This is a genomic window from Haloarcula sp. CBA1115 (assembly GCF_000827835.1).
In the GTDB taxonomy this organism is placed as follows: Archaea; Halobacteriota; Halobacteria; order Halobacteriales; family Haloarculaceae; genus Haloarcula; species Haloarcula hispanica.
The window spans coordinates 2,922,375-2,947,876 of the sequence record NZ_CP010529.1 but is presented as its reverse complement, the minus strand read 5'-3'; the positions used below and the strand labels follow the sequence as shown (position 1 = coordinate 2,947,876).

Genomic DNA, 25,502 nt, shown 5'->3' with positions numbered 1-25,502 from the left:
CCGATGGGAATCTACGCAGTCAAAACCACGGCCAGTCAGGAACGCACCGTCGCGGACATGATCATCTCCCGCGAGGAAGACGAGATCCACGCCGCGCTCGCACCGGACTCGCTCACGAGCTACGTCATGGTCGAAGCGGACGATCACAACGTCTTCGACCGGATCCTCGACGAGATACCCCACGCCAACGGCGTCGTGCAGGGGGAGTCCTCGATGGCGGAAGTCGAGCACTTCCTCTCGCCGAAACCGGACGTGGAAGGCATCGCGGAGGGCGACATCGTCGAACTCATCGCCGGCCCGTTCAAGGGCGAGAAGGCGCAGGTCCAGCGCATCGACGAAGGCAAGGATCAGGTCACCGTCGAACTGTACGAGGCAACGGTCCCGATTCCGGTCACTGTGCGTGGCGACCAGATTCGCGTTCTCGACTCCGAAGAGCGGTAGGCACATATCCACCGGCGGAGCCGGTGGTTCACTGGCCCGAACGACGTGAGGGCCCGCTTTTTCGCCCACGTTTTTCGAGGAGTGGTGCGCGAACACAGTGAGCGTACCCGACGAAGAAAAAGGTGGAGCAGTAGGAAGCGACGGTCCCGATTCCGGTCACCGTGCGTGGCGACCAGATTCGCGTTCTCGACTCCGAAGAGCGCTGAGCGAGGCGGTTCTCGCTTAATTCGAACAGGGTGCAAAGCGGCCCGTCGGAGGGCGGGAACGGTAGTTCCTCGATCAGCTAGCAGTCGACACGGGGCTGGTCAGCCGACGTTTCAAAACCCGTAGTCGCTACGCTTCGCCGCCTTCTAGTCGGTCGATGACCTCGCTCATGTTGGCGGCGGCCTCGACGGACTCCTTGATCTGTTCGCGGCGGCGGACCTCGGCGGCAGAGGCGTCGTAGGCGCGGACGTACTCCGCGCGGGAGTGTTCGTCGAAGGCGTGCTTGATAGCGAAGTAGCCGTCGGGGACGACGGCACCGCAGACCTTGCACTCGATGCGGTCGTGTTCGACCGACTGGTGGATGATAAGCTCCTCGACGCGGTCGAACTGTCTGTCGTCCCCTTCGATGTCGCACTCCCAGCGTGGCATTTGCTCAGTGGCATGCGACGCGGGGTTAAAAACGTTGGCTGCCACCTGTCATCGGTCTGTCCCGAAGGCTGCCGAAACGGAAACCCCTAATGGCAGTACGGAGTTAGCGTTCACCGTGCAACCCGAGGGGTACGCCGTTGATCTCCACGTGAAAGTGCTCGACGACGGGGTCGTCGAGCGCGCGAAGGCACGTGGCCTCGACGCGCTGGTGTACGCGCCGCATTTCACGCGGCTACCGGAGATACGGCGGCAAGCAGAGGCGTTTTCCGACGAAGAGCTGACTGTGTTTCCAGCCAGAGAGATATTTACTGGCACCTGGCAACAGCGCAGGCATGTGCTGGCGATTGGCCTCGAAGAGCCGATCCCGGATTTCATCACCTTCGACGGCGCGATGCGAGAGTTGGACCGTCAGGGCGCAGCCGTGCTCGTCCCCCACCCCGGGTTTCTCAACGTGAGCCTCGGACTGGACGACATCGAAGCGTACGACGACGTTATCGACGCGCTGGAAGTGTACAACCCCAAGCAACTGTCCCACCACCGAGACCGCGCGCAGTCGTTCACGTCGGAGACCGGCCACGAGCCGTTCGTCTCGTCGTATGCCCACGTTCGTGGTACCGTCGGCGAGGCCTACGTGAACTTCGCCGAGGCGTTCGACGACGTGGCGGCGCTCAGTGCAGCGCTGAAAGACGACGTGGAGCGGTCGCTGTTCCATCGTGACGGCCTCTCACACGACATCCGCCGGGCAGTCGAGTGGGCGCACCTGGGGCTGGAAAACACCTGGGGCAAGTTCGACCGGCTGATGCTACAGGGCACCGAGCCAACTCATCCGGACCACGTCGCGTACAGCGGTCGGTTCGACGATGTGAAAGTGTACTAAACCAGAAACGCGCTGTTCTCGACGACGAAGGTACGGACCGACGGCGGCAGGTACTGTGGGAGCACATGTATCAACAGCCCGACCGCGGCCAGTTCGAAGATGGTAATCGCGACGGTGACAACCTCCGCATACTCACTGGAAGTCGTCACACCCGTCGGTGACCCGTACTCTTTGTCCGAGATGGGGTAAAACAGCGCGATGCCCCGGCGGGAACCGAAGTAGTCCAGCACGTAGTGGGTGAGGACGCCGAGCCACACCCACTGGAGATTGCCGCCGTGATACAGCGGATGGGCCAAGAATATGATGAGGACGGGGAGATTGTGCAGGGTCTTGCGGTGCTTGCCGAAGGCGGTGTCGACATCGGGAAACAGTGCGCCCAAGACGATGGGAAGGAACACTTCCGCGATTGTTGCGAAGGTCGTCACGTCGCCCGAGGGGTCAAGAACGTATCCCAGTCCGATGCTCAAGAGGACGGCGTTCAGGACGTGCCCACGTTTGTTCATCTACCTGACCGTCCGTGTCCCAACTGAAAGAGCTTACTACTCCTGTAAGGTGGTTTCCAGGTCCCGGAGCGCCTGTGTCGCGATGGCCGCCTTGACCTCGCGACGGGTGCCATCGAACTCGTAGCGGGACACTGTCACGCCGGACTCGTTGGTCCCCCACGGGGCGGCCTCGGCGACGGCGATGTACACCGTCCCGACGGGCGTTTCCGACGAGCCGCCGCTCGGCCCGGCCACGCCAGTCGTGGCGACGCCCCAGTCTGTCCTGGCGGTATCACGAGCGCCCTGAGCCATTTCGACAGCGACCGGTTCTGAGACTGCGCCGTGGGCGTCCAGCGATTCCCGCGAGACGGCGAGCAGCTCTCGCTTGGCCTCGTAGGAGTAGGTAACCAGCGAGCGGTCGAAGTAGTCGCTCGAACCGGGTATGTCCGTTATTTTCGACCCGACAAGGCCGCCGGTACAGGACTCCGCGGTAGCGACTGTGGCATCAGCTTCTCGGAGACGCTTGCCGACGCGCTTCTCGACTGGGTCCGCTGTATCGTCTGTCATTAGCGGTAGTTGTCGCGATGGGCGAATAAGCGTTCAGGGCGGGCCGGAATACTTTCAGTTCGGAGACACAACTGCGTGTATGAGCTATCAGACGACGCTTGGCTGGTCACTTGTTACCTCGGGTCTCGTGACGCTATTCCTCTGGGTCCTGCCGGGGTCGGACCTCCTGTGGGGGATGCTGTTGCTGGTCCTCGGCGGACTGACGCTGTACATCCGCCAGTAGACAGAAAAGCAAACGGGGCCGGCAGCCCGAGACCGGGTATGGACTACACGGAACCCCAGTTCTTCCGGGTCATGCAGTATGCGGCCCGGGCCGACCGGGACGTGGTGGACATGGTGTCGGGCAACCCCGACTGGGACCCGCCCGAGGGGCTTCGGGACGGGCTCAGAGACTACGCCGAGGCTCCGGCCGACGACTACCAGTATCCGCCCAGCGTCGGGCTGACGCCGCTCCGCGATGAAATCGCCGCTCGGCGTGGGGTGGACCGGAACCGAGTCCTCATCACGAACGGCGCGGGTGAGGCAAACCACCTCGCGATGACCGGCGGACTCCACCACTTCGACGGAAACGAGATTCTCCTGACGGACCCGGTCTACCCCTACTACGCCGGCCGGGCAAACTTCGTCGGCGCGGACATCTCCTTCGTCCCAGTCGACGAGCGCAACCGACTGGACCCCGCGGACGTTCGGGCGGCCGCAAGCGAGGAGACGGCGGTCATCGTCGTCAATTCGCCGAACAACCCTACCGGCGCGGTGTACGACGCCGACGCGATGGCCGAGTTCGCAGCCATCGCCGAGGAGTACGACGCGCTGCTGCTCAGCGACGAGGTGTACGACCACTTTGACTACGCGGGCCGGTTCAGTTCGGCGCTGCACGCCGACTCCGACCACGTCGTCGCCACCAACTCCCTCTCGAAAACGATGGCGATCACCGGCTTCCGGGTCGGCTATGCAATCTTCCCGCCGGAGGACGGCCCGACCGGCGCACTTCTGGAACGCGCTCGCACCCAGCACATGCTCACGAACGTTACCGGGAGCCGGCCGGCGCAGTACGCCGTCCTGCGGGCGCTGAAGACCACGAGTCCCGACTACTACGCCGCGTGCCGACGGCGACTCGAAGACCGCGTCGACGATTTTTGCGCTGCGCTGGCGGAAGTCGGGGCCGAGTACAACCGCCCCGATGGCGGCTTCTACGTGATGGCGCGGTTCCCCGGCTTCCCGGGCTCCTTCGAGAACGTGTACGAACTTATCGACGAGGCCGGCGTCGCCGGGATGCCCGGCGAGGCCTTCGGCGAGTCTCGGCGTGACTGGATACGATTCGCACTCGTGACGCCTCGGGTGGACGAGGCAGCCCAACGGCTGGCGAACTATTTCGAGTAAAAAGCGACTGCCGGCTTAGCCGAAGATCAGTTCGACGTCTTTCGCCCGCGCCAGCAGGTCGTCGTCGTAGTACTCCTCGGTCTGGGCGGGATGGGTTTCGTCGATAGCCCGGACGGTTTTGACGGTGTTGGCGAAGTTCTTGTAGGTCGCTTCGTCGACCATCTGGCCGTCGACGACGACTGCGCCGGTCCCCTCGCGCTTGGCCTCGTTGAACGACTCGATCTTGTGGAGGTCTCGCTCCAGTTCCTCCACCGTCGGCATGTGGATGCGATTCGCCTGCTCGGTCTGCTTGGGGTGCAGCGACCACGAGCCGTCGATGCCGATGGTCGCCTCGTGTTCCACCTGGTCGGCGTACCCCTCGGCGTTGTAGTAGGTAACGCCGGCGCGCTCGTGGAACAACTGGTCGAAGGGGCCGCCGATGGCGACGATGTCAGCGGCGCTCGTCTCGTTCGAGAGAGCTTCGAGCAGGCCGTCCCAGCGGGGCCGTTCGCCGTTGAGCGCGCGGCCGCCGAGTTCCGCTGTGTAGTCCACCGGCCCGAACACGAGCCCGGAGAGCCGGGAGTCTGTGGCGTACTGGCAGATCTCGCGAAGGTCCGAGCGACCGGGAGCGGTCTCCAGAATGATCGCCATCTCCAGCGTCCCCTCGGGAAGCCCGGCATCGCGCTCCGCGTCGGCGACGACGCCCGCGGCGTCGCGCACGTCGTCGAGGCGGCCGACCTTCGGGAAGACGAAGCCGTCCAGTTCCTCGCCGACCTCGGCCGCGAGGCGGGTCACCTGCTCGATGCCGCGCTCGCGGGCGTCGGCGTCGTCGTAGGCCCACTCGACCCGCGGGAGAATGTCCCCGGCGAAGTCGTCGGCGTGGTCCGGGACGTGCTCGACGATGTTGTCGACGGCCTCGTCTTTCATCGACGGGGCGGTGCCGTCCTCAATGTCGGGAACGAGCCAGTCGGGGGCCTGAAATCCCTCGCTGGTGAGTCCCGAGACGAGGAACTTCGCGCTGTTGTCGTTCGGTATCGCGGCCGGTGCGGTCTGGAAGGTTCGGCAGAGTCGTGTCATTGGTGTCGCTGAATGTGTGCGGTTCGCCGGCCCGAGTAGACCGGGGTCTGCTCCTGATTGAACGCGACGTGTTCGAACGTGACCGCGCCGGCTCGTTCCGGCCCGGCGTCTGGGTCGCAGTCGAGGACGCGGGTGAAGCCGTAGACGGTGTCGCCCAGCGTGACGAAATCGTGGAACCGCTCGTCAGCAAACCGCTGTTCGCGGTAAGTCGCCTCGTCCGAGCGGGCGTGGGCCAGCGCAATCGAGCGGGTCACGTCGCCGTAGGCGACGATGTCGCCCGACGGCGAGTCGGCCATCTCGTCGCGGTTGTGGTGCTGGCGAGCGGTGTTGAGCGTCGAAAGCGGCAGGCCGGCGACCAGCTGGTCGTCCATCGTCCGCCCGCGTTCGTGGCGGTAGGCGACGGCGGCGTTCTCCTCGCGGGCGGTGTCGAGTGCCGCTTGGAAATCCCCGAAACGTTCGCCGTCGGGCGAGAGGAGAGTGTCAGGCATTGCCGGTCCGCCCTCGTCCTGTTCGCCGACAGCGCCGCCGTCGGTCGCCGCAGGCTCGCGGCGCGGAATCATATTCGTTCGCCGGTAGGAGACCAGCGTCTCGCCAGTCTCGCGGTCCCGACCCTCCGTCTCCCAGGTGACGATGCCGTACTTCGGCCGGGAGGAGGACGTTCGGGTGTCGACGACGGTCGAGGTGACCGACAGCGGCGTCCCGGCCGTCGCGGGCTGGTGGAACTCCACGTCGTCTCGGCCGAGGAAGTAGCCGCCCTTCTCCGAGAGGTCCTCGACGGTGATGCCCATCACGCACGCCAGCAGGTAGTCCGGGTGAACCGGGCGCTCCTCGAAGCCGCGCTCGCGGGCGGTGTCTGCCCGCCAGTACGCCGGGTCGTGATTGAGTGTCTGGCCCATCCACTGCTCGCTGCCGTGGTGGGAGAGTCGGAGACCGGGGTCGTGAGCGAGTTCGTCGCCCTCCGCGAAGAACTCGAAGAAGTGGCCCTTCTCCCTGGTATCGGCCCGGTCAAGCAGCGAGTCGAACGTCTCGCCGTCCGAGAGGTCCAGCGCGTCGGGGTCAGACCAGTCAGTCATCGGCTGGCACCTCCCGGGCGGCGTCTCGCCTGGCAAGCGCCCGCCGCATTTCGTTCGTGACGACCATGAACCCCTCGTCGAAGCCCATTCCGGGTTTCGCCAGCACTTGGGCGGCATCGGTCGCCAGTGCGACGTGGGCACAGGCCCGCGCGGAAGTCACGGTCTCGTTGCACGTCCCGCCGACGTAGGCCCGGGTGTCCGTGCCATCGCAGTACAGCACCGCTTCGGCCGAGCGCTGGATGCCGCCGAGGTCCGGCGTCTTAATCTGGACCAAGTCGGCCGCTTCCGCGTCGACGAACGCCTGCACGTCCTCGAAGGTGTTGCACCACTCGTCGGCGACGATGTCCACATCGACGCCGGCGTCGGCCAGTCCCTCGCGGAGTTCGGCCATCGCGGTTATCTGTGCCTGCCGGCCGCCAGCGTCCATTGGCCCCTCGACCTGAAGGGGGTACGGTGCGGCAGCCTCCCGCAGCGTTTCGAAGTAGTCGGTAACTTCGGTCCGGTCGTACGGCGGCCCGAACACCTTCCCGAGGATGCCGTACACGTCGACGTGGAAGCGCGGCGAGTACGGCTCCGGCCCGAGCGCCGTGGCCCGGTCCGAGAGCCAGGCGAGGTAGTCGCGCAGCCCCTCGCCGTTCTCGCCGACCTTCTCGACGCTGTTGAACAGGCCATGGGGCAGGACCGGAACGCCCTTGATGAGCATCTTCTCGGCGTTGATACGGCGCTCGTCGCCCGATTGCCCGAACACCGGGACCGGCGAGGTCGCCGGCTCGGTGTCGTAGGTGTCTGCGAGCACGTCCGTCGGCGTCACTCCCCGCGCTTGCGCGGCGGCGTTCAACAGCGCCTGCGAAACGCCGTACCGAACCGCAGTGTGGAGCTGGTCGCCGCCCGACCGCTGTGCGTCCATCTCCTCAAGCATCGTCGCGTTGGCCCCGAACTGCGTCGCGTCCTGTCCGCGGAGCGCGTCGGCGACCGGGCCCTCGACGACGGGGCGGTACTTCTCGGCCCTGAACAGCGGGTCGCGCCCGCCGGCCCCGGAGTACTGGACTGCGGCGCAGTCGCCTGTCGCAATGGAGCCGTCGGCGAGTTCGATTTCCACGATGAGCGCCTCGCCGGCCTCGCGGATGCGGTCGAACCCTTCTGTAACCGGCTGGCCGTCGTAGGCGAACCCGCTCTGGGTCGCCCCGTCCTTGATGGCCCGCTGGTCGTCGAAGAAGAACCCGGAGAGGCCCGGAACCGTTCGAACGTCCTCAATCCGCATCGCTGGCACCCCCTGCGGGGCTGTTGTCGCCGGTCGGACGGCCGATGAGCTTCCCGTCGCTGATGGCGTCCACGTCGTCGGCGACCATCCGGAACGACTGGTCGCGGCCTTCGGTCTCGGCCCGCTCGCCGAGCCGCGCGGCGTGGATCTCCTTGATGTCGTCCGGGAGCGCGAGGTCCGCGAACTCGAAGATGCGGACCCGGCCGTCATCGTCTCGGGCCGGCAGCACCGCGCCCTTGGCGGCGTCGCTGGGCGCAAAGGGAACATCCAGCGCGCCGCTGTCGAAGGCGTTGATGACCCCCTGTGCAACGTCGCCGTCGCCGGCCTCGTAGATAGCGTCCATCAGCGCCCGTGTCTCCCGTTCGATGAGCGCCTGTTCCTCGTCGATACCCCCGAGGTCGATATCCTGTTCGATCATCATATCGATAAGCTGTCTCGTCGTCCGCAACCCGGCCGCGTTGGCCTCCTTCGTCGGCACGCCCTGGAACTCCTGGGCGGACTTCGTGATGACTTTGTCCGGCTGGGCGACGGCTGCCGTCGCGCCGCCGAGACTGATGACGCCGTTAGCGCGGGCCTCGTCCGGCGGGAAGCCGCCCATCCACTCGTGGAAGACGGTCGTGACGGTCACCTCGTCGCGGAGGTACTCGTTACCGAGCTTCCGCAGGGCGCGCAGCGCCGCCACGTCCTGCACGAGGTTTCCGACCTGCCCGTAGCCCAGCGTGAGCGACCGGACGCCCTGTGTCGCAGCAAGCTCGCCTTCGACGAGCATCACCGCGATGGCGATGCTCGGTGGGACGAGCGTGCCCGTCAGCGGGCCGAACGGTTCGCGGTTGATTGTCACGCCACGCTCGGTGTAGGCCCCACAGAGCCGGTCGACGAACTGCCAGTGCTCGATAGTCGTCGCGAGGTCGTGCCGCTTCGTGTACGGAATGTTGTATGAAATCGGCCCGCCCTCGAAGCTCTGGAAGCCGCCGGCAAGCGTGACCATCGCCAGTAGCCGGGCGTCAGGCGTGCCGTGCCGGACCTCGACCGGTGCGTCGAGCGCCCGGATGAGCCGCCGGCAGTCTTCGACGCCGTGGTTCACCGCGGGGAAGCCGTTCAGTTCGTTCTCGTCGCTGCCGCGGGAGGCGGCCAGTCCCTCCTCGGCCTTCTCGTACTCGTTGTCGCGCGTGTACGAGTCGATGGTCGTCGGCAGGAGGTCCGCACCGCCCTCGTCCTGTAGATACCGCAGCAGGTCGATCTGTTCTTCGAGGCAAGGGACGCCCGCTCGCGGCTGGAGGAGCGGCTGGTCGGCGGACTCCAGCACTTGGGCGAACTGCTTCGAGGCCGGCAGCGACTCGTGGAAGGCGATGGCCTCCTCGAAGTCGACTTCCCGGCCCGTGTGCCAGTTGTCCCTGAGTTCGTTTGCGATGCGCTGTAGCTGGTCGTCGCTGAGTCGCTCGTCAGTTGGCATAGTCACCCGTCAACCCTGATCTGCTCCGCCTCTGTTGTGGATAGCTGCAAGTCTTCGCGGAGCATCTCGATTGCCTCCTCCGGGTCCGTCTCCGCGTCGAAGACGCGGTCGAAACCCATCTGTCGGAAGGTCGCCTGCGTCTCCTCGAAGTCGGACTGTCCGACAGCGAGATTCCCGCCGACGTAGGTGAGCACGTCGAGCCCGGCGTCGTCGAGCTCGTCGTGAAGCCCCTCACAGTCCTGACGGGCGTGCCCGTACAGGGAGGATACCAGTACTGCCTCGGCGTCGTGAGATTTCGCGGCGGAGACGAACTCGTCCTGTGACGTCTGGACGCCGAGGTTGATGACCTCGAAGCCAGCGGCCGAGAGCGCCTGCTCTAGAATCGTGATGCCGACGACGTGCGCGTCGGAGCCAATCACGCCGAGGATAACGGTCCGGGGCATGTACTACCCCGTCATCGGCGGGTAGTGATAAACCTAATGGTCTTTCATGATAATATGGCCTTAAGGAATTTATAACGGACATTCAAGAAGGTTTATGCGGCCGCCCCGTCGTGGTTTTCCCATGGGTGCGCTTGACGACTTGCGTGTGCTCGACCTGACACAGGTCCTCGCCGGACCGTACTGTACGATGTTGCTCGCAGACATGGGCGCGGACGTGGTAAAGGTCGAACGCCCCGGCGGCGACCTCATCAGGTCGAACCCGCCGTTCGTGAGCGACGGTGACGAAGAAGCCTACGGCGGCTACTTCCAGAGCGTCAACCGCGGGAAACGCTCGCTCGAACTCGATCTGGGGACCGATGAAGATCGCGAGGCGTTCCTTTCGCTCGTTGAGCGCGCAGACGTGGTGGTCGAGAACTTCAAGGCTGGCACGATGGAGAAGTTCGACTGCGGCTACGAGACGCTGCGGGAACACAACCCGGACCTCATCTACTCCTCCATCCGGGGCTTTGGCGACCCGCGGACGGGCGAAACCCACCGGCAGGGCCAGCCCTCGTTCGACCTCATCGCGCAGGCGCTGGGCGGGGTCATGGAAATCACGGGGCAGTCGGACGGCCCGCCGACGAAGGTCGGCCCCGGCGTCGGCGACCTCTTCACTGCCGTGCTGAACGCCGTCGGTATCCTCGCGGCCGTGCATCACCGCGAACGCACTGGCGAGGGGCAGTACGTCGATACGGCGATGTACGACTCGATGGTGTCGCTGTGTGAGCGAACGGTGTACCAGTACTCCTGTGACGGCGAGTCGCCGACCCGGCAGGGGAACTCTCACCCGACGCTGTTCCCGTACGACTCCTTCGAGGCCGCCGACGGCCACGTCGTCATCGCGGCGTTTGCCGACGGCCACTGGGAGACGCTGTGCGAGGCGATGGAGCGTCCAGACCTCGCCGCGGACTACCCCGACGCCGGCAGTCGGATCGCGAACCGCGAGTCCCTGCGCCGCGAAATCGCCGACTGGACAGCCACCATCGATTCGGAGACGCTCCTCAACCTGCTTGAAGGGCGCGTGCCGGCCGCGCCGGTCCAGAACACCGCCGACATCTTCGACGACCCCCACATCCACGACCGGGAGATGCTCACCGATGTCGACCAGCCCGGCGCCGACGAACAGATAACCATCGCCGGCAGTCCGATAAAGATGACCGAAACCATGCCCTCGCCCGGTGGTCGCGCGCCGCTGCTAGACGAGCACAGGGCGGAACTGCTTGACGAGGCCGGGGTCGGTACGGGCACCAATCGCGTCGAAAGCGACGACTGATCGCCAACTGCCGGCAATTTTCACCACATCAGGGCAGGACCATTATCTATCATGAGCCGTAGAATAGGCTATGGTCGAAGTTCCAGATGCACTCAGTACATTGTTCAGTGCGCGAGTAGAGACTGACGGGGACCGATATATTGTCGAGATTCCGAAAAGCGAAGTGTCCCACGGCGCGATTTCGCCGGGCGAGACTTACCGCGTCGGTCTGCTATCACAGGTCGATGCCGGTTCGTCGGCGCCAGCCCAGCCACAGACGCCCACACAGGATACCGACCCGGAGCGAGCCGACACCGGCGTCCCGCAACCACCGGTCGACGAGGGCGAGATCCGAAACGTCACCATCGAATCGCTGGGCGACCAGGGCGACGGCATCGCCAAGGTCGAGCGGGGCTACGTCGTCATCGTCCCCGACGGCGAACCGGGCGACTCGCCGACCGTCGAGATCGAGACCGTACAGGAGAACGTGGCGTTTGCGAGCGTCGTCGACAACGACGGACGGACCGTATAGCGGAACAGTTCCGTTTTCAGCGGCCCAGTGACCGCCGGGCTGGCAGTCCTTACAGGGCCGGAACAAACAGTCACAGCGGGTCGCTCGGCCGACGTGCCCCTACTTGAATGGAATCTGTCGGACGCGGTAGAGGTCGAAGAACGACTAGTAATCACAGCATCACAAACGTTTATATGATTTAAATCCGGTATTTAAAACACTATATGGTCGACCCAAAAGAGAGCATTGACATCGAAAATGTCGTTGCTTCGACCGGTATCGGACAAGAACTCGACCTCGAGAGCGTCGCGATGGACCTGGAGGGGGCCGACTACGACCCCGAGCAGTTCCCGGGCCTCGTCTATCGGACACAGGACCCCAAATCCGCCGCGCTCATCTTCCGGTCGGGCAAGATCGTCTGCACGGGTGCGAAATCCACGGACGACGTCCACCAGAGCCTGCGTATCGTCTTCGACAAACTCCGCGACCTGAACATCCAGGTCGACGACGACCCCGAAATCGTCGTCCAGAACATTGTCAGTTCCGCGGACCTCGGGAGTTCGCTCAACCTCAACGCCATCGCAATCGGCCTCGGCCTCGAGAACATCGAGTACGAGCCGGAGCAGTTCCCGGGCCTCGTCTACCGACTGGACGAGCCCGACGTGGTCGCGCTGCTGTTCGGTTCGGGGAAGCTCGTCGTCACCGGCGGGAAGCGAAAGGAGGACGCGGAGGAAGCCGTCGACACTATCGTCGAGCGACTCAGCGATCTCGGCCTGCTGGACTAACGGCTCGGTGCTAGTGACTGGGCGGCGGTCAGTCACTGCCCGTTTTTCCGTTCATTGCGGTCTCGACACTGTTCACACAGAGCGGGAGCGACGGCGATGGACTCGAACCCCGCGGTTCAAATACCGGGACGACTAATCCCGGCCCAATGGCAGACCCCGCCTCGACGGGTACGGAGTCCTGGCGCACGTACTTCGGCTTCGACGAGCCATACGAGAACCAGGCTGACGCCGTCGAACGAGCCATCGAGGCGGGCAAGGCGCGCGGCTTTCTCGCGATGGAGGGGCCCTGCGGGACCGGCAAGACGATGGCCGCGCTCACCGCCGGCGCGACGCTGGTCCGCGATACGGATTTGTACGAACGGATGGTCGTCGTCACCCCGGTCAAACAGCAGCTCCAGCAGTTCGTCGACGACCTTCGGACGCTCAACGCTGGAATAGAGGAGCCCTTCGACGGTATCTCGCTGGTCGGCAAGCGCGACCTCTGCCCGTACGGTCGTGAAGGGCAGTTCCCCGACGACGTGAGCACGCACGACCGCTGTGAGGACCTCAGGGAGGCGACGGCGCGGCTGGTCGAGGACGGCGGGCGCTCGGACGGCGCAGCCGTCGCGGACGCCGCAATCGCCGGTGAGGCCGACGACGACCAGTGGTGGGACCCGCGGAAGGGCCAGGACCTCGCCGCGGTCGCGCGTCCCGACGCCGCCGACCAGGCGACGCTGGGCGACAACACGCTCTCGACAGCGGGTGCGAACTCGCCGTACCGACAGGCCCAGCCGACCGCCCCGGAGTCGATGGCCGACGGATCGGACCCGCCGCTGTACTGTCCGTTCGAAGCCGATTGGTACGCCCGCAACAAGGGGTCGCCTGTCGATTTCTCGGCCGGCGAGGAACACGTCGTAACGATGGACGACTACCTCCCGGCGGCGACGGAGCGCGGGACTTGCCCGCACCGGGTCATGAGCGTCATGCTTTCTGAGGCCGACGTGATCGTCGGGAACTACAACCACCTGTTCGACCCGGGCTCTCGACCCCTGCTGTCGGACGTGCTCGACGACCAGACGCTCGTCATCGTCGACGAGGCCCACCGGCTCGAAGAGCGCGTGCGGGACCTCCTGTCGGACCGTCTGGGCCGCCAGACGCTCGTCCAGGCGCGCAACGACTGCACGACGCTCATCCAGCGCGCCCAGCAGAGCGCCGACCACAAGGCGCAGGTCCGCGAGGTACTGTCGGCCCGCGAGGTCCCGCTGGACGCAGTCGACCAGGCCCGGAAGTTCTACGATGACCTCGTGCGGTGGCTCGACGACCGCGTCGAGGCGTTTCTCGACGCCGAACACGAGGGGTGGCGTGCGGACCCGTCGACCCTGCCGGAGCACGACCGCGAAATCCCGCTGCGGGACCCCGACACGGTCGAGCAGGACGAACTGACCGAGTGGGCCGAGCGCAAGGGCTACGACGGGTCGCTCTGGCGCTCGCTGTCCCAGGTCGGGGCCGCCGTCGAGGACGCGATCGACCAGCTCGGGCTGACCCGCCAGCCGGTCTGTGCCGCCGTCGGCGTGCTGGCCGGGCAGTGGTGGGAGCGCGACCACGCGACGTTCCTCCGGGAGATCGAACTGGAGCACTCGCCCAATCACGGGCAGAGCCTCGACGCCGACTACCAGGCCGTGTACACGCCGGGCCTGCTGTGTTACAACTGCATGCCCGCGACGGCCCTGCGGAACGTCTTCGACGACCTCGGGGGCGGTATCCTGATGAGCGCGACGCTGGAGCCGCTGGACGTGTTCACCCGCGTTTCCGGGCTGGACTCGATGGCCGAGACGGGGTCGACGGCCCCCGACGAGGATTCCGGCGACGGACGACCGGTCCGCACGACCACGTACGATCTGCCGTTCCCGTCCGAGAACCGGGCGTCGTATCTCGTCGATGCGACGCCGTTTACCGCGCGCAACCGCGGCGACCCCGAGACGATGCGGCCGCTCGGTGACAGCTGGAACCCGACGCGTGATGAGTACGCCCAGGCGCTGCGCGCGCTGGGTCGCTCACCCGGAAATGTGATGATAGCGATGCCGAACTATCGGGAAGCGCGCTGGGCCGGCGCATACCTGCAAGAAGCCGTCGAGAAGTCGGTCCTCGTGGACGAGTCATCGAGCAACGAGGAGACCGAACGGCTGAAACGCGAGTTCTTCAGCGGCGACGGGAAAGTCATGGTCACGTCGACGCGCGGGACGCTGACGGAGGGTGTCGACTACGACGGCGAGAAGCTATCGACCTGTGCCGTCGTGGGCATCCCGCTGGTGAATATCGGGTCGCCCCGCGTCCGGGGTGTCCAGCGAGCATACGGCGACGCCTTCGGCGAGGACAACGCCTTCGAGTACGCCCTGACAGTGCCGGCCGTGCGGCGCGCGCGCCAGGCCATCGGTCGCGTCATCCGCGGTGTCGACGAGGTCGGCGTGCGGGCGCTAGTCGGCCGCCGATACACGCCGGACGCGCGCCATTCGGTGTATCAGTACCTGCCCGCTGGCGAGCGCGAGGAGTTCACCCGGATGACACCCGATTTCCTCGCGAGCCAACTGGGTTCGTTCTGGGCCGACCACCAGTAGTGCCGCCTGTTGATTAACCGGAAGATTTCGTTGTCAGCGGAAAGCATTTACATCGTGGAACGAGTGTACCTATAGATGCCCGAGTGTCAGAACTGCGGCGAGTTCGTAACCGAGCAGTACGTACGGGTTTTTACACCAGAAGCCGTCGAAGGCCATGGCCCCCGGGTCTGTCCGAACTGCGAGGACAAACTCCGGGACGGCGCGGACGTCCGTGAAGCACGTTCCTCGAGGCAGTAGGATAACTCCTTTTCGGGAAGTACTCAAGGCCGGACGAGCGTAGCTTCTGGCATGAGCGAACTCGACGTCGAGGCAGTCGACGACATCGACGCACCCGCGGGAATCGACGCGGCGGAGTACGTCCTCTACGGCGGGAAAGGCGGGGTCGGCAAGACGACGTGTGCCGCGGCCACCGCGCTGGCCTCCGCGCGCGACGACACGGCGACGCTCGTCGTCTCTACGGACCCCGCCCACTCCTTGTCGGACACGCTGGAGGCAGATATCCCGGCAACACCGACGCGCATCCGCGAGGACATCCCGCTGTACGCCGCAGAAATCGATCCGGAGGCCGCCGTCGGTGAAGGGCCGCTCGGCGTCGAAGAGGACGCACTCGGCGGCGTGGGCGAACTGCTCGGCGGCGACGGCATGTTCGGCGGTGGCGCAGGCGGCGCAGCAGGCGCAGGCCAGGGCGAGGACCCCCTCGGCGGCGAGGAGGGACTCCTCGGCGGGTCGATGCCCGGGGCCGACGAAGCCGCGGCCCTTCGCCTCCTGCTGGATTACGTCGACGACGACCGCTTCGACCGCGTCGTCATCGACACCGCCCCGACCGGTCACACGCTCCGACTGCTGGAACTCCCCGAGACGATGGATTCGATGGTTGGGAAGATTCTGCAACTCCGCGAGCGATTTTCGGGGATGATGGACAACCTCACCGGCATGTTCGGCGACGATCAGGACGTCGACGCCGAGGCCGGCATCGAGGACCTGCAGGAGCTTTCGGACCGAATAGAGCACCTCCGGGGGATTCTACAGGACCCGCAAAAGACGGATTTCCGCATCGTGATGGTGCCCGAAGAACTCTCAGTCGTCGAGTCCGAGCGACTGCTCGCCCAGCTCGGCGAGTTCAACATTCCCGTCAGCACCGTCGTCGTCAACCGGGTGATGCAGGACCCGAGCGAAGTGCTCGGCGAGGACGTAGACATCGCCGGCCCGAACCACGCCGACTGCGAGTTCTGTGCCCGGCGCTGGCAGGTCCAGCAGGACGCGCTGGCCCGGTCACAGGACATGTTCCGCGGCCACGATGTGCGCCGCGTCCCGCTGTTCGCCGAGGAAGTGCGCGGCGAGCGGTTGCTGTCGGTTGTGGCGGCCTGTCTGGACTGAGACGGATTGGTGTATCGGGCGGCAGTCGTTGCTTAACTCGTCAGTTTCCGGATGACGCCAAAGGCCGCGTCGCGCCACCGCGCCGGCAGGTAATCGAGCATGAGAAGCAGTTGTGCGCCCTGACCGACGGGATACCGCGGCTCGGGGTCGCTGGCGCTGGCGGCGTCACGGATAGTCAGCGCGACCGTGCCGGGCGTGACCGACAGCGCGTCCTGGATGCCGACGAGGTTCGAATCCTCGTGGGCCTGGTACAGCCAGTCGTACGCGCCGGACTTGTCGAGCTCGTCGAGTTCTTCCTCGGCGCGGTCGTCGAAGTTGGTCTCCACCGGTCCGGGTTCGACGAGCACCACGTCGATGCCGAACTCCTCGACCTCCATCCGGAGCGCGTCGCTGAGCCCCTCCAGGGCGAACTTCGAAGCGGCGTAGCCACCCTGATTCGGGAACGCGATACGGCCTGCGACGCTGGAGACGTTGACGATGGTCCCGTTCTCCCGGGCACGCATATGCGGGAGCGCTTCGCGGATGAGTCGGTGCGGGCCGTAGAGGTTCACGTCGAACTGTTCGTGGAGCGCCGCCGTCGACACGTCCTCGACCGCGCCGAACTGCGGGTAGCCGGCGTTGTTCACCAGGCAGTCGAGCCGTCCCTCGGCCTCGATGAGCGCCTCGACGACCCGCTCGCATTCGCGCGGGTTCGTCACGTCGAGTTCGGCAGTCTCACAGCCGTCTTCGCCGAGGTCTTCGATGTCCGATTCCTCGCGGGCGGTCGCCCAGACAGTCCAGTCGTCGGCCAGGAACGCCTCGGCACTCGCCCGCCCGATACCCGAGGACGCACCCGTAATCAGCACCGTCTTCGCCATGTGTTGGCCGGGAGAACACACCCCGGGAAGTTATACTGTCGGTTATTCGGACGGATTATTCACGGCTGCCTTTGCCTCGTCGGCGTAGCTGTCGGCCACCCGGGTCGGCTCGGGGAGCTTGTAGCCGTCGGCGGTGGCTTCGACGATGTCCGCCGCCGTACTTGCGCTGACGCGATGGCCGGGGCTGACGATAAGTGGATTGATATACCGGTTCGGCGAGTCGTACTGCCGCGTCTGGAGTGCGTGGCCGATGACCGTCCCGTCGGGACAGGTCTCGACGCTGTCGTCGGCTGCAATCGGAATCCGCGTCCCTTCCGGGTACGTCTCGTCGAGGGACTGCTCCGGCGCGCCACAGAGGAGGCTCTTGGCGACACCGACGGTCGGTACGTCCAGTGTGATGCCGATGTGTGTCGCCAGGCCGGCCTCCCGAAAGTGGATTCGACCGCTGCCGTCGACGAGTACCACGTCCGGGTCGGCCTCCAACTCCGCGAACGCGGCCAGGATTGCGCCGCCTTCGCGGAACGACAGCAGGCCGGGAATGTATGGAATCTCGGTTCGCTCGACGGCGCTGACCCGCTCGATGACCTCGCCGTTCCGTAGTACGACGATAGCCGAGACGGCTCTGTCGTCGACGAACGCCTGGTCGACGCCGGCGACGAGCGGCGGGTTCGTTGTGTCGTCGGTGCTGGCGCTCAGCGTCGTCTGGTCGTCGTCCGGTGCATCCCCAGCGGACGCGATGGCCGCTGGCGAGACATCCAGGTCGTCCTCGAACCGCGCGACCTCGGCAATGTCGCGTTGCAGCGCCTCCATCTCCGCCTGAGATAGCGACGGGTCGGGGATGAAATCGGGGCGAACTGGGTCCATCGTCACGGACGACGCCGGCCCGGACCGCCGGGACCGCCCGGGCCACCGGGGCCGCCTGGGCCGCCGCCACCGCCGAACTGAATCTGGCCGGGCATCCGGGTCTGCCCCTTGATTTTCTGGCCGTACCAGAGGCCGATGACGAGGCCGATGAGGTGGGCGAGGTGGGCGACGTTCCCGCCGAGCAGGCCGGCCCCCATCGGATTGAGCGACCCGAAGATGCTCAACAGGAAGTAGAAGCCGGTGATCGCCCAGATCGGGACCGGGATCAAGAAGTACAGGTACACGCGGAGATCAGGCTTCAGGACGGTCAGGAACGCCATGATAGCTAGCGCCGCACCGCTGGCTCCGAGGACGCCGGCGGACGTTCCCTGCACGGTCTGAATTGCGATCTGTCCGAGGCCAGCCAGCGCGCCGGACACGAGGAAGAAAATCGCGAACTTCTTCGACCCGATCTGCTGCTCGACGAGTCGGCCGAAGAAGTAGATGATAATCCCGTTCCCGAAAATGTGGTAGAATCCAAATGGGGCGTGTGAGAACACCGACGTGACCCAGGTCCAGACGTACTCTGGATTGTTCGGATGGAGGACGAACAGCGTCTGGAAGGCTTCGCGACCGAGGGAAAGGATGACGACGTGTTCGAGGATGAACACGATACCCATGATCGCCAGGAACAGGTACGTGACGTTCCCCCGGAAGTACGCCAGCGGCCCGCCGGGTCCGGTGTCGATACCGAGCCGGTCGGCGACGCCGCCGCCCCCGGAGGTCTGGCCAGTGTTTACACTCTCGTCGAACCCGCTGTCGAACACGCCGCCCGGATCGCTCCAGTTATCCAGTCCGGGGCAATCGTGGGCCTCGGGCAGTCTGTGTTCCGCACAGTAGGTCCCGCCACAGTGCCCACACTGGTACGGCATGTTCTCCTGCTTTCCACAGGCATCGCACTCCGACATTGTCCTACGGTAGGAGTGGGCGGTGGAAAGGGATTGTGCTTATACTGTCGGCTGTCAGTCTGTGACGGGTTTCGCGACGCAGCGGCTTATTCGCCGATGTCAGGGTTGCTTTCAGCGTCCCGGAGCACGCCGATCCACGCCGGTTCGCCGTCGTACTCGATTGACCCGCCGGACACCTCGATGGTGCGCGTTTCGCCGTCGGCCTGTTGCCCCGCAAATTCCGAATGGAACGTATCAAGCTCGTTTGACTCTGCCGTTCGGAGTGCGCCGGGGAATCGGCTTTCGTCGCCCTCTGGAGTGAGTATAGTCGGTGATTCGTCGATGAGTTCACTCTGGTCGTAGCCGAAAATGTCGGCCAGCTTCTGGTTCACGTAGACGAACGTCCCGTCCTGAATGATACAGACGCCCGCGAGCTCCTGTTCGACGAGCCGTTGATACCACGAGAGGGCGTTCCAGAACCGCTGTTCGGTGCGGTGTTGCTCGACAGCATTTTCGATTCGGTTGGCGAGGACGTCGTACGTATCTGACCGGCCTCCCTTCTGCATGTAGTCCGTCACGCCCGACGCGATGGCCTCGCTCGCGATCTCCTCGCTCCCTTTGCCGGTGAACAGAATGAACGGGATGTCCGGGTACTGCTCGCGGATGAGTTCCAGAAACTCCAGCCCGTCGGTGTTTGGCATGTCGTAGTCGCTGACGATACAGTCGACCTGCTCGGTCCGGAGGAAATCGAGCGCGGCGACGGCGCTGGTCTTCGTCACGACGTCGAAGTCGTCGTTGATGCGTTCGAGATACATCTCGACCAGTTCACCGACCTGTGGGTCGTCGTCGACGTGCAACACAGTACACTGCTGGGACTGCTCGACCTTCGCCAGCGGAATCGGTACCTCTGTCTGCATTTCGTCGTGTTGATCCGCTGATTCGGTCCGGAGAAGCGGTGTGTGACGCGTCGTCGCGCGGCGACTTCCGCTGATGGCCTCGCTGGAGAGTTCCACTATCTTGTCTCCGAGCCGCCACTCCTCCTCAGAGGTCATCTTTTCTCCCGGTGCTGTCGATAGTACAGAAGTCGAACGCAATCAGCCATTCAGTCAGGCCGGTAGTGATTGTTGTATACCCCGACCCCCCTACGTCTGGTCCCCGAAGCGAGCCAGCAGGACGTATATATTTCAAATAATAGTCAGGCGAATTCCATCTAGGCATCAATACCTAATCCTGGCCAGTAGTTACATACCAGTCTACTAAACGCTACTGATGGGGTGTATCGCTGTGGGCCTTCTTCTGAACGTTTCACCCGTTCGTGTTATTTAATCGCTATACGGTCGATACAACCGCTGTCTGTGTTGGTTTCTGGATTTATCTTTTAATTCTATACTTAATACAATATGTAATATGTAGGTACTCTTCAGATAAATTTAATTATTCTCCGACCTACATCAAAATCGTATCATGTCCGATACTACCATGCGCAAATACCTCGCAGAGCACCCGAAAATGGCCGGCGCACTGTTCACCCTCCTGATGCTACTGTCACAGGCGGGGACTGCAGCAGCTAATAATAGTGCATACCCTGGTCCATAAAGGTAGAGCAAGTTATTCCAATCGAGCGGCCCCTTCGTGTTAACGGAATTATTGGTTGGCGCAAATACTCAATGTATAGAGCTCAGATCTATCGAATCACTCCAATACAGATTCCCACTATTTCTAACCGGTATTTGTTGCATCTGCAGAAACTCTTCTAGCTCCTGACTGGAAAGATTGAATGTACCTATTCTACCCGGTACTAAGTAATGCTTCTCAGAACTCGTAATGTGTGGAAAAATAATGGCCCCTAACGCTTTATCATCTGTAGAATAAACCTTCATCTCTACGCTATAGCCGGTTTCACTGGTTTGAACCTCTAGCAGGTTCGGCATCCCGCCATTTGTTTGTGCAACTGTCACACCGCCGTCGCCGACAACGATGTACTGCCCGCCAAGAACACTCTCACCGCGTGCGATAGTAAGCGCTGCTCGGAGGGGGAAGCCAGAATCCAATAGTCGAGCAACCGCTTGACCGATGCGAACCGCGCCGTCGTTCAGCACTTCGTTAAGCGTGACGATGCCAGCGATTGCACCCTTTTCGACGAGCGCTAACCCCTGGTTGTAGGAGTTGCAGGCGTTCAGCAGGAACGTATCGACCCCTACAGAGTCGACCGCCGTCACGTCCAGTTTGCCATCGCTGCAGACGAAGCCGTCGTGTTCGGTGTGGCCGATGTAGTGGAAGAACTCCGCGTCGGTCGTGAGAACGGTCCTGAGCTCCGCCGTCGTCAGGTCGTCGTGGACCGTGACATCGAACGGCAAGTCGTCGCGGGTGCCGTACACGTCGTCGACGACCTGCCGTTCCTCGTCCATGCGAGCGTCGTTCTGGACGACGCGAATCGTGATGTCCTCGGCGTTCGTGTCGCGGTCGAGTCGGTGTTCGAACGCCGCTTTGGTCAGCTTGCTCGCACCGATCGGGATGCTGTCCCCGATCCAGGCCTGTTCCAATGAGTCCTCGGCCTGCGGTTCGACGTAGTCCGCCTCAGATGGAGCGGTCGCAGCGTCGGAACTCGCGGCGCGGGTGATGACGTCGTCCCGGGTGAATTCGGCCTCGACCTCCGCCGGAACGCTCGCCTGATTCAGCCGCTGTTGCTGATGCGTTCGGACGATAGCCAGGTCGTCGACGACGTACGGGAGCTGTTCCGCGTTCGCCGGCACCGGGTCGATGTGCGTCGTCAACCGCCACTTCGGGATATGGTCCTCGATAACGTCGTACGGGACCTGCAGATAGGTAGCGACCTGCTCCGCCAGCGGCTGCTGATACAGCGACTGGAAGTTGAGGTCGACGTACGGTTCGATGGCCGCTCGCTCGTGTAAGTCGATCTGGTGGAATCCCTCGGTGCGCGTGACACAATCGAGGAAGAAGAGGCGTTTGAGCGTGCGTCCGACCTCGGATTCGAAACCCCGTGCGGTATCGAGCGAGTACGTGAATCCTGTGTCGGTTGTGAGCCGCGGCTCGGACGCGGGGACGAGCGAAGCCCCGAGGTAGTACGACAGCGGTGCGGCGACGAAGATCGAAGCGAGGTCAGGCGGCAGTTCGAGCGTGACACCAGTGTCCGGCCTGTCGATATCCGACGGGATGTCCAGACTGTCTCCGACCTCAAGCGCCGGTGGATGGCCGCGAAGCGTCGGGTAGGAGCGCTCGGGGTCGTAGGCCTTGAGCGCCGACCCGAAGGTCTCGACCGCGGCCATCACGTCGGTCGGTTGCTCGGTCGTCGTGACCGTGGCCGCCGGCCGGTCGTGCTGGGAGCGAGCGCCGATGAGCAGGTCTGTCGGGGCGTCGAACTCGATACGGGTCCGGTCCGAGTCGACGGTGACCTCTACCGCGGTGTCCTCGACCCGCATATACGTCTTGATCTGCGTCAGCGGGTCCAGCACGTAGTCATCCGGCGGCAGCGTCTCAGACTCGAACTGGGCAACCTCGGCGGCTATCGCGCCGGCATCGTCACGGACGTACACCATGACCACTGTCGGCAGTTCGATAGCGCGCGTTCGGATCCGGACAGCGTCCCCGACCGGGTACTGAAACACGTCGGTCGCTGCCTCCCGGAGCGCGACGGGGGTCGGCGTGTGTATCCGGTAGCGCTGGCGCTCGATCTGATCAATAACCGCAAGTCCAGGGCGGTCGTCAAGCGGTTCGAACGTTAGAGTCATGTAATAAGCGAGGGGGACGGTATTACTCTCGTACAATGAGAACGACAGAAACCATGAAAAAGATATCGCCGACTTCGTTTTCTATCGGTCGGGGCCGCCCACGAGAGTCGCCTGAAACAGGGCGCTGACCGGGCTCAGGCGGATGGTGCGAAACAGGCACCGCTGTGGAAACCCTGGTAGCCGATGGGCGAAGCGGGTAAGGGCACCCCGGTCTAACACTCAGGTAGTGAAAGAGTTCGAGCGCAAACAGTTGCTGGAGCGCATCGAACGCGACAGCGCGACCGTCGGTGCGGATATCCCCGATGAGATCACCGTGCAGGGCGAGGAGATCGAACTCCAGTCGTTCGTCTTCGAAATCAAGCGTCGGGAGACGATTCCGCGGGGCGAGCGCGAACGCGTCGAGCAGGCGAAAAAGAACCTGCGGCGCGAGCGCCTCCAGCGCAAGCAGCGGATCGAGGACAACGAAGTGAGCTACGAGCGCGGCGAAGAGCTTGCCACGGCCATCATCGGTATCGACCGGGCGCTCAACGCGCTCGAACAGCTCGGTGCGGCCAACATCGAACAGGAAGCGCAGACCCAGGAGACGGCCGACAGGAAGCGCTGGATGAAGTTCCTCCAGAAAGCACTGGGTCACGAGGACGCGGACTCCGGCACGGGTCGTGCCGGGCGGAGCTACTAATATGAGCCGGAACGACGAAATCGCGACACTGCTCGAAGAGTTTGCCGACCTGCTGGACGCGAAAGGGGTGGAGTACAAGCCCCGAGCCTACCGCCGGGCGGCCGAGAACATCAGGGACTTCCCCGGGGCTATTGAGGGCCTCGCCGCGGAGGGGGAAGACAGCGTCGGCGAAATCGACGCCGTCGGCGATGCAATCTCCTCGAAGGTCGTTGAATACGTCAACACTGGCGAAATCGAGGAGCTAACCGAACTCCGCGAGGAACTCCCCGTCGAGATGGATGCTCTCACGGCGGTCGAGGGCGTGGGACCGAAATCCGTCGGCTCGCTGTACGAGGCGCTTGGCATCACCACCCTCGACGAACTGGAGTCGGCTGCCGAAGCCGGCAGGATACAGGAAGTCTCGGGCTTCGGGGCGAAAACGGAGCAGAACATCCTCGACAACATCGACTTCGCCCGCGAGGCCCACGAGCGGTCGCTGCTCGGCGAGGCGCGGCCGTACGGCGACCGGATTCGAGAGTACATGACCGGCGGCGACGCCGTCGAGGAGTGCGCGCTCGGTGGATCGATTCGTCGCTGGCGACCGACCATCGGCGACGTGGACGTGCTCGTCGGGAGCACCGATCCCGAGGCCGTCGTCGAGCGGTTCGCCGACTGGGAGGGACTCGACCGGGTCATCGAGTCCGGCGAGACGAAAGCGAGCGCCTACGCGGACGACGTTCGGGTCGACCTGCGGATCGTCGACCCATCGGAGTTCGGCGCGGCGCTGCAGTATTTCACCGGCAGCAAGGACCACAACGTGGCGGTCCGCAACCGCGCTATCGAGCGGGATCTGAAGGTCAACGAGTACGGGGTCTTCGATGTCGAGGGCGTTGAGGATGACGACCAGCGGGCCGGTGAACTAGTGGCCAGCGAAACCGAGGACGCAGTGTACGACGCGCTGGGCATGGAGTGGGTGCCGCCGGAACTCCGCGAGAACCGCGGCGAGGTCGAAGCCGCCGCCAACGGGTCGCTCCCGGACCTCCTCGCCGAGGGCGAGGTCCGCGGCGATATCCACACCCACACGAACTGGTCGGACGGCAGCAACACGATTGCGGAGATGGTCGAAGGGGCCGCCGCGTTCGGTCACGACTACCTCGCGGTCACGGACCACGCGACGGGGCCGGGGATGGTCGGCGGCGTCGGCGTCCCGGACGAGAAACTCCGCGAGCAGATAGTAGAGGTCGAGTCGGTCGCGGCGGACGCCGACATCGACGTGTTCACCGGCGTCGAGGCCAACATCGCCGCGGACGGCAGCGTCTCGGTCGCCGACGACTTGCTGGCGGACCTGGACGTGGTCGTCGCCTCGCCACACGCCGCGCTGGACGGGGACGGCACGGACCGCCTCGTCGCCGCAGCGGAACACCCCGACGTGAACGTCATTGGCCATCCGACAGGCCGGTATCTCAACCGTCGTGAGGGGCTGGACGTCGACATCAAGCGCCTCGCGGAAGTCGCCGCTGCCAGCGACACAGCGCTGGAGATAAACGCCAACCCCGCCCGGTTGGACCTCGGCGGCGGCGCGGTCAAGCAGGCCCTCGAAGCCGGGGCGACAATCGCCATCAACACGGACGCACACAGCCCACGCGATCTCGAACTCCTGCGCTACGGCGTCCACACGGCGCGGCGGGGCTGGGTCGAGACGGACGACGTGCTGAACACCCGCGACGCCGAGGACCTCCGCGAGTTCCTCGATGCCTGAGAATTCCCCAAGCGACCGGCTCGTGCTCGATGCGATGCTCGGCAAGCTCGCCACCTATCTGCGGATGTGTGGCTACGACACGGCGTACGCGCTGGACCGGGACGCCGAGGCTGATGACGACCTCCTCGCTATAGCGGAACGTGAGGACCGGCTGGTGATTACTCGGGACAGCGACCTCGCCGCCCGCGCACCCGAGAGCGTGCTCCTCACCGAGCGGGCAGTCGAGGACCAGTTGCGGGAACTCGCCGATGCCGGCTTTCATCTTTCACTCGCTCCGGAGCCGGCCCACTGTGGCGTCTGCAACGGGCCGGTCGAACAGGTCGATCCGGTGGCACCGACGCCGGAGTACGCACCGAACGCGGACGACGAGACGGTCTGGCGCTGTACCGACTGCGGGCAGCACTTCTGGAAAGGGAGCCACTGGGCGTCAGTTCAGGCGACGCTGGACGGCCTGTAGAACGTAGA

Annotated in this window: 25 protein-coding genes and 1 pseudogene; 13 read left to right on the top strand and 13 right to left on the bottom strand. The window is 64.5% G+C overall.

All coding sequences use genetic code 11. From position 1 onward, the window contains the following. The first annotated feature begins 3 nt into the window (after positions 1-3). Positions 4-441 carry a transcription elongation factor Spt5 gene (locus SG26_RS14715; RefSeq protein WP_004516836.1) on the top strand — a complete coding sequence of 146 codons (438 nt, stop codon included), beginning with the start codon at positions 4-6 and terminating at the stop codon, positions 439-441. A 134-nt stretch (positions 442-575) separates the two neighbouring features. Next, positions 576-647 (top strand): annotated as a pseudogene (locus SG26_RS21175) (transcription elongation factor Spt5); the annotation flags it as partial. Positions 648-774: 127 nt separating this feature from the next. On the opposite strand, the gene SG26_RS14710 reads toward SG26_RS21175, so the two are convergent. Beyond that, a complete protein-coding gene (locus SG26_RS14710; RefSeq protein ID WP_004516837.1) occupies positions 775-1,074 on the bottom strand; it encodes a hypothetical protein in 300 nt (99 codons plus the stop codon). Positions 1,075-1,189: 115 nt separating this feature from the next. Here SG26_RS14710 and SG26_RS14705 point away from each other — a divergent pair, with 115 nt between their 5' ends. Continuing rightward, complete coding sequence (locus SG26_RS14705) at positions 1,190-1,951, top strand: PHP-associated domain-containing protein (RefSeq protein ID WP_008309438.1); 762 nt, start codon at positions 1,190-1,192, stop codon at positions 1,949-1,951. On the opposite strand, the gene SG26_RS14700 is transcribed toward SG26_RS14705, so the two are convergent. Next, complete coding sequence (locus tag SG26_RS14700) at positions 1,948-2,454, bottom strand: metal-dependent hydrolase (RefSeq protein ID WP_050037973.1); 507 nt, start codon at positions 2,452-2,454, stop codon at positions 1,948-1,950. The genes SG26_RS14705 and SG26_RS14700 overlap by 4 nt on opposite strands. Before the next feature lie 36 nt (positions 2,455-2,490). Beyond that, positions 2,491-3,000 (bottom strand): CinA family protein, encoded by a 510-nt coding sequence (locus tag SG26_RS14695; protein ID WP_050037972.1) that lies wholly within the window; start codon positions 2,998-3,000, stop codon positions 2,491-2,493. 79 nt (positions 3,001-3,079) lie between these two features. Here SG26_RS14695 and SG26_RS21685 point away from each other — a divergent pair, with 79 nt between their 5' ends. Then, positions 3,080-3,223 carry a hypothetical protein gene (locus SG26_RS21685; RefSeq protein ID WP_004961837.1) on the top strand — a complete coding sequence of 48 codons (144 nt, stop codon included), beginning with the start codon at positions 3,080-3,082 and terminating at the stop codon, positions 3,221-3,223. A gap of 38 nt (positions 3,224-3,261) precedes the next feature. Further along, complete coding sequence (locus SG26_RS14690) at positions 3,262-4,380, top strand: pyridoxal phosphate-dependent aminotransferase (RefSeq protein WP_050037971.1); 1,119 nt, start codon at positions 3,262-3,264, stop codon at positions 4,378-4,380. Between the two features lie 15 nt (positions 4,381-4,395). On the opposite strand, the gene citE is transcribed toward SG26_RS14690, so the two are convergent. From citE to glmS, 5 genes are read right to left on the bottom strand one after another with little or no spacing between them, the layout of a single operon-like run. Continuing rightward, a complete protein-coding gene (gene citE, locus SG26_RS14685) occupies positions 4,396-5,436 on the bottom strand; it encodes an L-malyl-CoA/beta-methylmalyl-CoA lyase (protein WP_014040206.1) in 1,041 nt (346 codons plus the stop codon). Continuing rightward, complete coding sequence (gene mch, locus SG26_RS14680) at positions 5,433-6,509, bottom strand: 2-methylfumaryl-CoA hydratase (RefSeq protein WP_050037970.1); 1,077 nt, start codon at positions 6,507-6,509, stop codon at positions 5,433-5,435. The genes citE and mch overlap by 4 nt, the downstream gene beginning before the upstream one ends. Next, positions 6,502-7,770 carry a methylaspartate ammonia-lyase gene (locus SG26_RS14675; RefSeq protein ID WP_050037969.1) on the bottom strand — a complete coding sequence of 423 codons (1,269 nt, stop codon included), beginning with the start codon at positions 7,768-7,770 and terminating at the stop codon, positions 6,502-6,504. Before SG26_RS14675 ends, mch begins: the two co-directional genes overlap by 8 nt. Beyond that, a complete protein-coding gene (locus SG26_RS14670) occupies positions 7,760-9,223 on the bottom strand; it encodes a methylaspartate mutase subunit E (RefSeq protein WP_050037968.1) in 1,464 nt (487 codons plus the stop codon). Before SG26_RS14670 ends, SG26_RS14675 begins: the two co-directional genes overlap by 11 nt. Before the next feature lie 2 nt (positions 9,224-9,225). Next, positions 9,226-9,666, bottom strand: a complete 441-nt coding sequence (glmS, locus tag SG26_RS14665; RefSeq protein WP_050037967.1) for a methylaspartate mutase subunit S — start codon at positions 9,664-9,666, stop codon at positions 9,226-9,228. A gap of 121 nt (positions 9,667-9,787) precedes the next feature. Here glmS and mct point away from each other — a divergent pair, with 121 nt between their 5' ends. From mct to SG26_RS14640, 5 genes are all read left to right on the top strand, one after another. Then, positions 9,788-10,978 (top strand): succinyl-CoA:mesaconate CoA-transferase, encoded by a 1,191-nt coding sequence (gene mct, locus SG26_RS14660; protein ID WP_050037966.1) that lies wholly within the window; start codon positions 9,788-9,790, stop codon positions 10,976-10,978. Between the two features lie 70 nt (positions 10,979-11,048). Then, the gene (locus tag SG26_RS14655; protein ID WP_014040201.1) at positions 11,049-11,489 is read left to right on the top strand and encodes a TRAM domain-containing protein; all 441 of its coding nucleotides are present in this window, start codon (positions 11,049-11,051) and stop codon (positions 11,487-11,489) included. A 203-nt stretch (positions 11,490-11,692) separates the two neighbouring features. After that, positions 11,693-12,253 carry a TATA-box-binding protein gene (locus tag SG26_RS14650; RefSeq protein ID WP_004516850.1) on the top strand — a complete coding sequence of 187 codons (561 nt, stop codon included), beginning with the start codon at positions 11,693-11,695 and terminating at the stop codon, positions 12,251-12,253. A gap of 146 nt (positions 12,254-12,399) precedes the next feature. Beyond that, the gene (locus SG26_RS14645) at positions 12,400-14,847 is read left to right on the top strand and encodes an ATP-dependent DNA helicase (protein WP_050037965.1); all 2,448 of its coding nucleotides are present in this window, start codon (positions 12,400-12,402) and stop codon (positions 14,845-14,847) included. Between the two features lie 288 nt (positions 14,848-15,135). Then, entirely contained in the window at positions 15,136-16,224 is a 1,089-nt protein-coding gene (locus SG26_RS14640) for a TRC40/GET3/ArsA family transport-energizing ATPase (protein ID WP_014040199.1), read from the top strand. 32 nt (positions 16,225-16,256) lie between these two features. On the opposite strand, the gene SG26_RS14635 is transcribed toward SG26_RS14640, so the two are convergent. The 5 genes from SG26_RS14635 to SG26_RS14615 all read right to left on the bottom strand — a co-directional run bounded on the left by SG26_RS14635 (position 16,257) and on the right by SG26_RS14615 (position 22,620). After that, on the bottom strand, positions 16,257-17,081 hold the full coding sequence (locus SG26_RS14635; RefSeq protein ID WP_050037964.1) for an SDR family oxidoreductase: 825 nt from the start codon (positions 17,079-17,081) through the stop codon (positions 16,257-16,259). Positions 17,082-17,123: 42 nt separating this feature from the next. After that, the gene (locus SG26_RS14630; RefSeq protein ID WP_174878658.1) at positions 17,124-17,945 is read right to left on the bottom strand and encodes an endonuclease V; all 822 of its coding nucleotides are present in this window, start codon (positions 17,943-17,945) and stop codon (positions 17,124-17,126) included. Positions 17,946-17,947: 2 nt separating this feature from the next. After that, on the bottom strand, positions 17,948-18,892 hold the full coding sequence (locus SG26_RS14625; RefSeq protein ID WP_050037963.1) for a rhomboid family intramembrane serine protease: 945 nt from the start codon (positions 18,890-18,892) through the stop codon (positions 17,948-17,950). A gap of 86 nt (positions 18,893-18,978) precedes the next feature. Next, a complete protein-coding gene (locus SG26_RS14620) occupies positions 18,979-19,923 on the bottom strand; it encodes a response regulator (protein WP_050037962.1) in 945 nt (314 codons plus the stop codon). A 612-nt stretch (positions 19,924-20,535) separates the two neighbouring features. Next, a complete protein-coding gene (locus SG26_RS14615) occupies positions 20,536-22,620 on the bottom strand; it encodes a caspase family protein (RefSeq protein ID WP_050037961.1) in 2,085 nt (694 codons plus the stop codon). 226 nt (positions 22,621-22,846) lie between these two features. Here SG26_RS14615 and SG26_RS14610 point away from each other — a divergent pair, with 226 nt between their 5' ends. From SG26_RS14610 to SG26_RS14600, 3 genes are read left to right on the top strand one after another with little or no spacing between them, the layout of a single operon-like run. Then, entirely contained in the window at positions 22,847-23,299 is a 453-nt protein-coding gene (locus SG26_RS14610; protein WP_014040192.1) for a DUF5788 family protein, read from the top strand. 1 nt (position 23,300) lies between these two features. Then, positions 23,301-25,037 (top strand): DNA polymerase/3'-5' exonuclease PolX, encoded by a 1,737-nt coding sequence (polX, locus tag SG26_RS14605; RefSeq protein ID WP_050037960.1) that lies wholly within the window; start codon positions 23,301-23,303, stop codon positions 25,035-25,037. Continuing rightward, positions 25,030-25,494, top strand: a complete 465-nt coding sequence (locus SG26_RS14600) for a Mut7-C RNAse domain-containing protein (RefSeq protein ID WP_023843238.1) — start codon at positions 25,030-25,032, stop codon at positions 25,492-25,494. Before polX ends, SG26_RS14600 begins: the two co-directional genes overlap by 8 nt. Positions 25,495-25,502 lie beyond the last annotated feature (8 nt).

Coding starts and splice junctions, on each gene's coding strand:
- SG26_RS14715 (WP_004516836.1), top strand. CDS start 4: ATGGGAATCTACGCAGTCAAAACCACGGCCAGTCAGGAACGCACCGTC.
- SG26_RS14710 (WP_004516837.1), bottom strand. CDS start 1,074: ATGCCACGCTGGGAGTGCGACATCGAAGGGGACGACAGACAGTTCGAC.
- SG26_RS14700 (WP_050037973.1), bottom strand. CDS start 2,454: ATGAACAAACGTGGGCACGTCCTGAACGCCGTCCTCTTGAGCATCGGA.
- SG26_RS14695 (WP_050037972.1), bottom strand. CDS start 3,000: ATGACAGACGATACAGCGGACCCAGTCGAGAAGCGCGTCGGCAAGCGT.
- SG26_RS21685 (WP_004961837.1), top strand. CDS start 3,080: ATGAGCTATCAGACGACGCTTGGCTGGTCACTTGTTACCTCGGGTCTC.
- SG26_RS14690 (WP_050037971.1), top strand. CDS start 3,262: ATGGACTACACGGAACCCCAGTTCTTCCGGGTCATGCAGTATGCGGCC.
- citE (WP_014040206.1), bottom strand. CDS start 5,436: ATGACACGACTCTGCCGAACCTTCCAGACCGCACCGGCCGCGATACCG.
- mch (WP_050037970.1), bottom strand. CDS start 6,509: ATGACTGACTGGTCTGACCCCGACGCGCTGGACCTCTCGGACGGCGAG.
- SG26_RS14675 (WP_050037969.1), bottom strand. CDS start 7,770: ATGCGGATTGAGGACGTTCGAACGGTTCCGGGCCTCTCCGGGTTCTTC.
- SG26_RS14670 (WP_050037968.1), bottom strand. CDS start 9,223: ATGCCAACTGACGAGCGACTCAGCGACGACCAGCTACAGCGCATCGCA.
- glmS (WP_050037967.1), bottom strand. CDS start 9,666: ATGCCCCGGACCGTTATCCTCGGCGTGATTGGCTCCGACGCGCACGTC.
- mct (WP_050037966.1), top strand. CDS start 9,788: ATGGGTGCGCTTGACGACTTGCGTGTGCTCGACCTGACACAGGTCCTC.
- SG26_RS14655 (WP_014040201.1), top strand. CDS start 11,049: ATGGTCGAAGTTCCAGATGCACTCAGTACATTGTTCAGTGCGCGAGTA.
- SG26_RS14650 (WP_004516850.1), top strand. CDS start 11,693: ATGGTCGACCCAAAAGAGAGCATTGACATCGAAAATGTCGTTGCTTCG.
- SG26_RS14645 (WP_050037965.1), top strand. CDS start 12,400: ATGGCAGACCCCGCCTCGACGGGTACGGAGTCCTGGCGCACGTACTTC.
- SG26_RS14640 (WP_014040199.1), top strand. CDS start 15,136: ATGAGCGAACTCGACGTCGAGGCAGTCGACGACATCGACGCACCCGCG.
- SG26_RS14635 (WP_050037964.1), bottom strand. CDS start 17,081: ATGGCGAAGACGGTGCTGATTACGGGTGCGTCCTCGGGTATCGGGCGG.
- SG26_RS14630 (WP_174878658.1), bottom strand. CDS start 17,945: ATGGACCCAGTTCGCCCCGATTTCATCCCCGACCCGTCGCTATCTCAG.
- SG26_RS14625 (WP_050037963.1), bottom strand. CDS start 18,892: ATGTCGGAGTGCGATGCCTGTGGAAAGCAGGAGAACATGCCGTACCAG.
- SG26_RS14620 (WP_050037962.1), bottom strand. CDS start 19,923: ATGACCTCTGAGGAGGAGTGGCGGCTCGGAGACAAGATAGTGGAACTC.
- SG26_RS14615 (WP_050037961.1), bottom strand. CDS start 22,620: ATGACTCTAACGTTCGAACCGCTTGACGACCGCCCTGGACTTGCGGTT.
- polX (WP_050037960.1), top strand. CDS start 23,301: ATGAGCCGGAACGACGAAATCGCGACACTGCTCGAAGAGTTTGCCGAC.
- SG26_RS14600 (WP_023843238.1), top strand. CDS start 25,030: ATGCCTGAGAATTCCCCAAGCGACCGGCTCGTGCTCGATGCGATGCTC.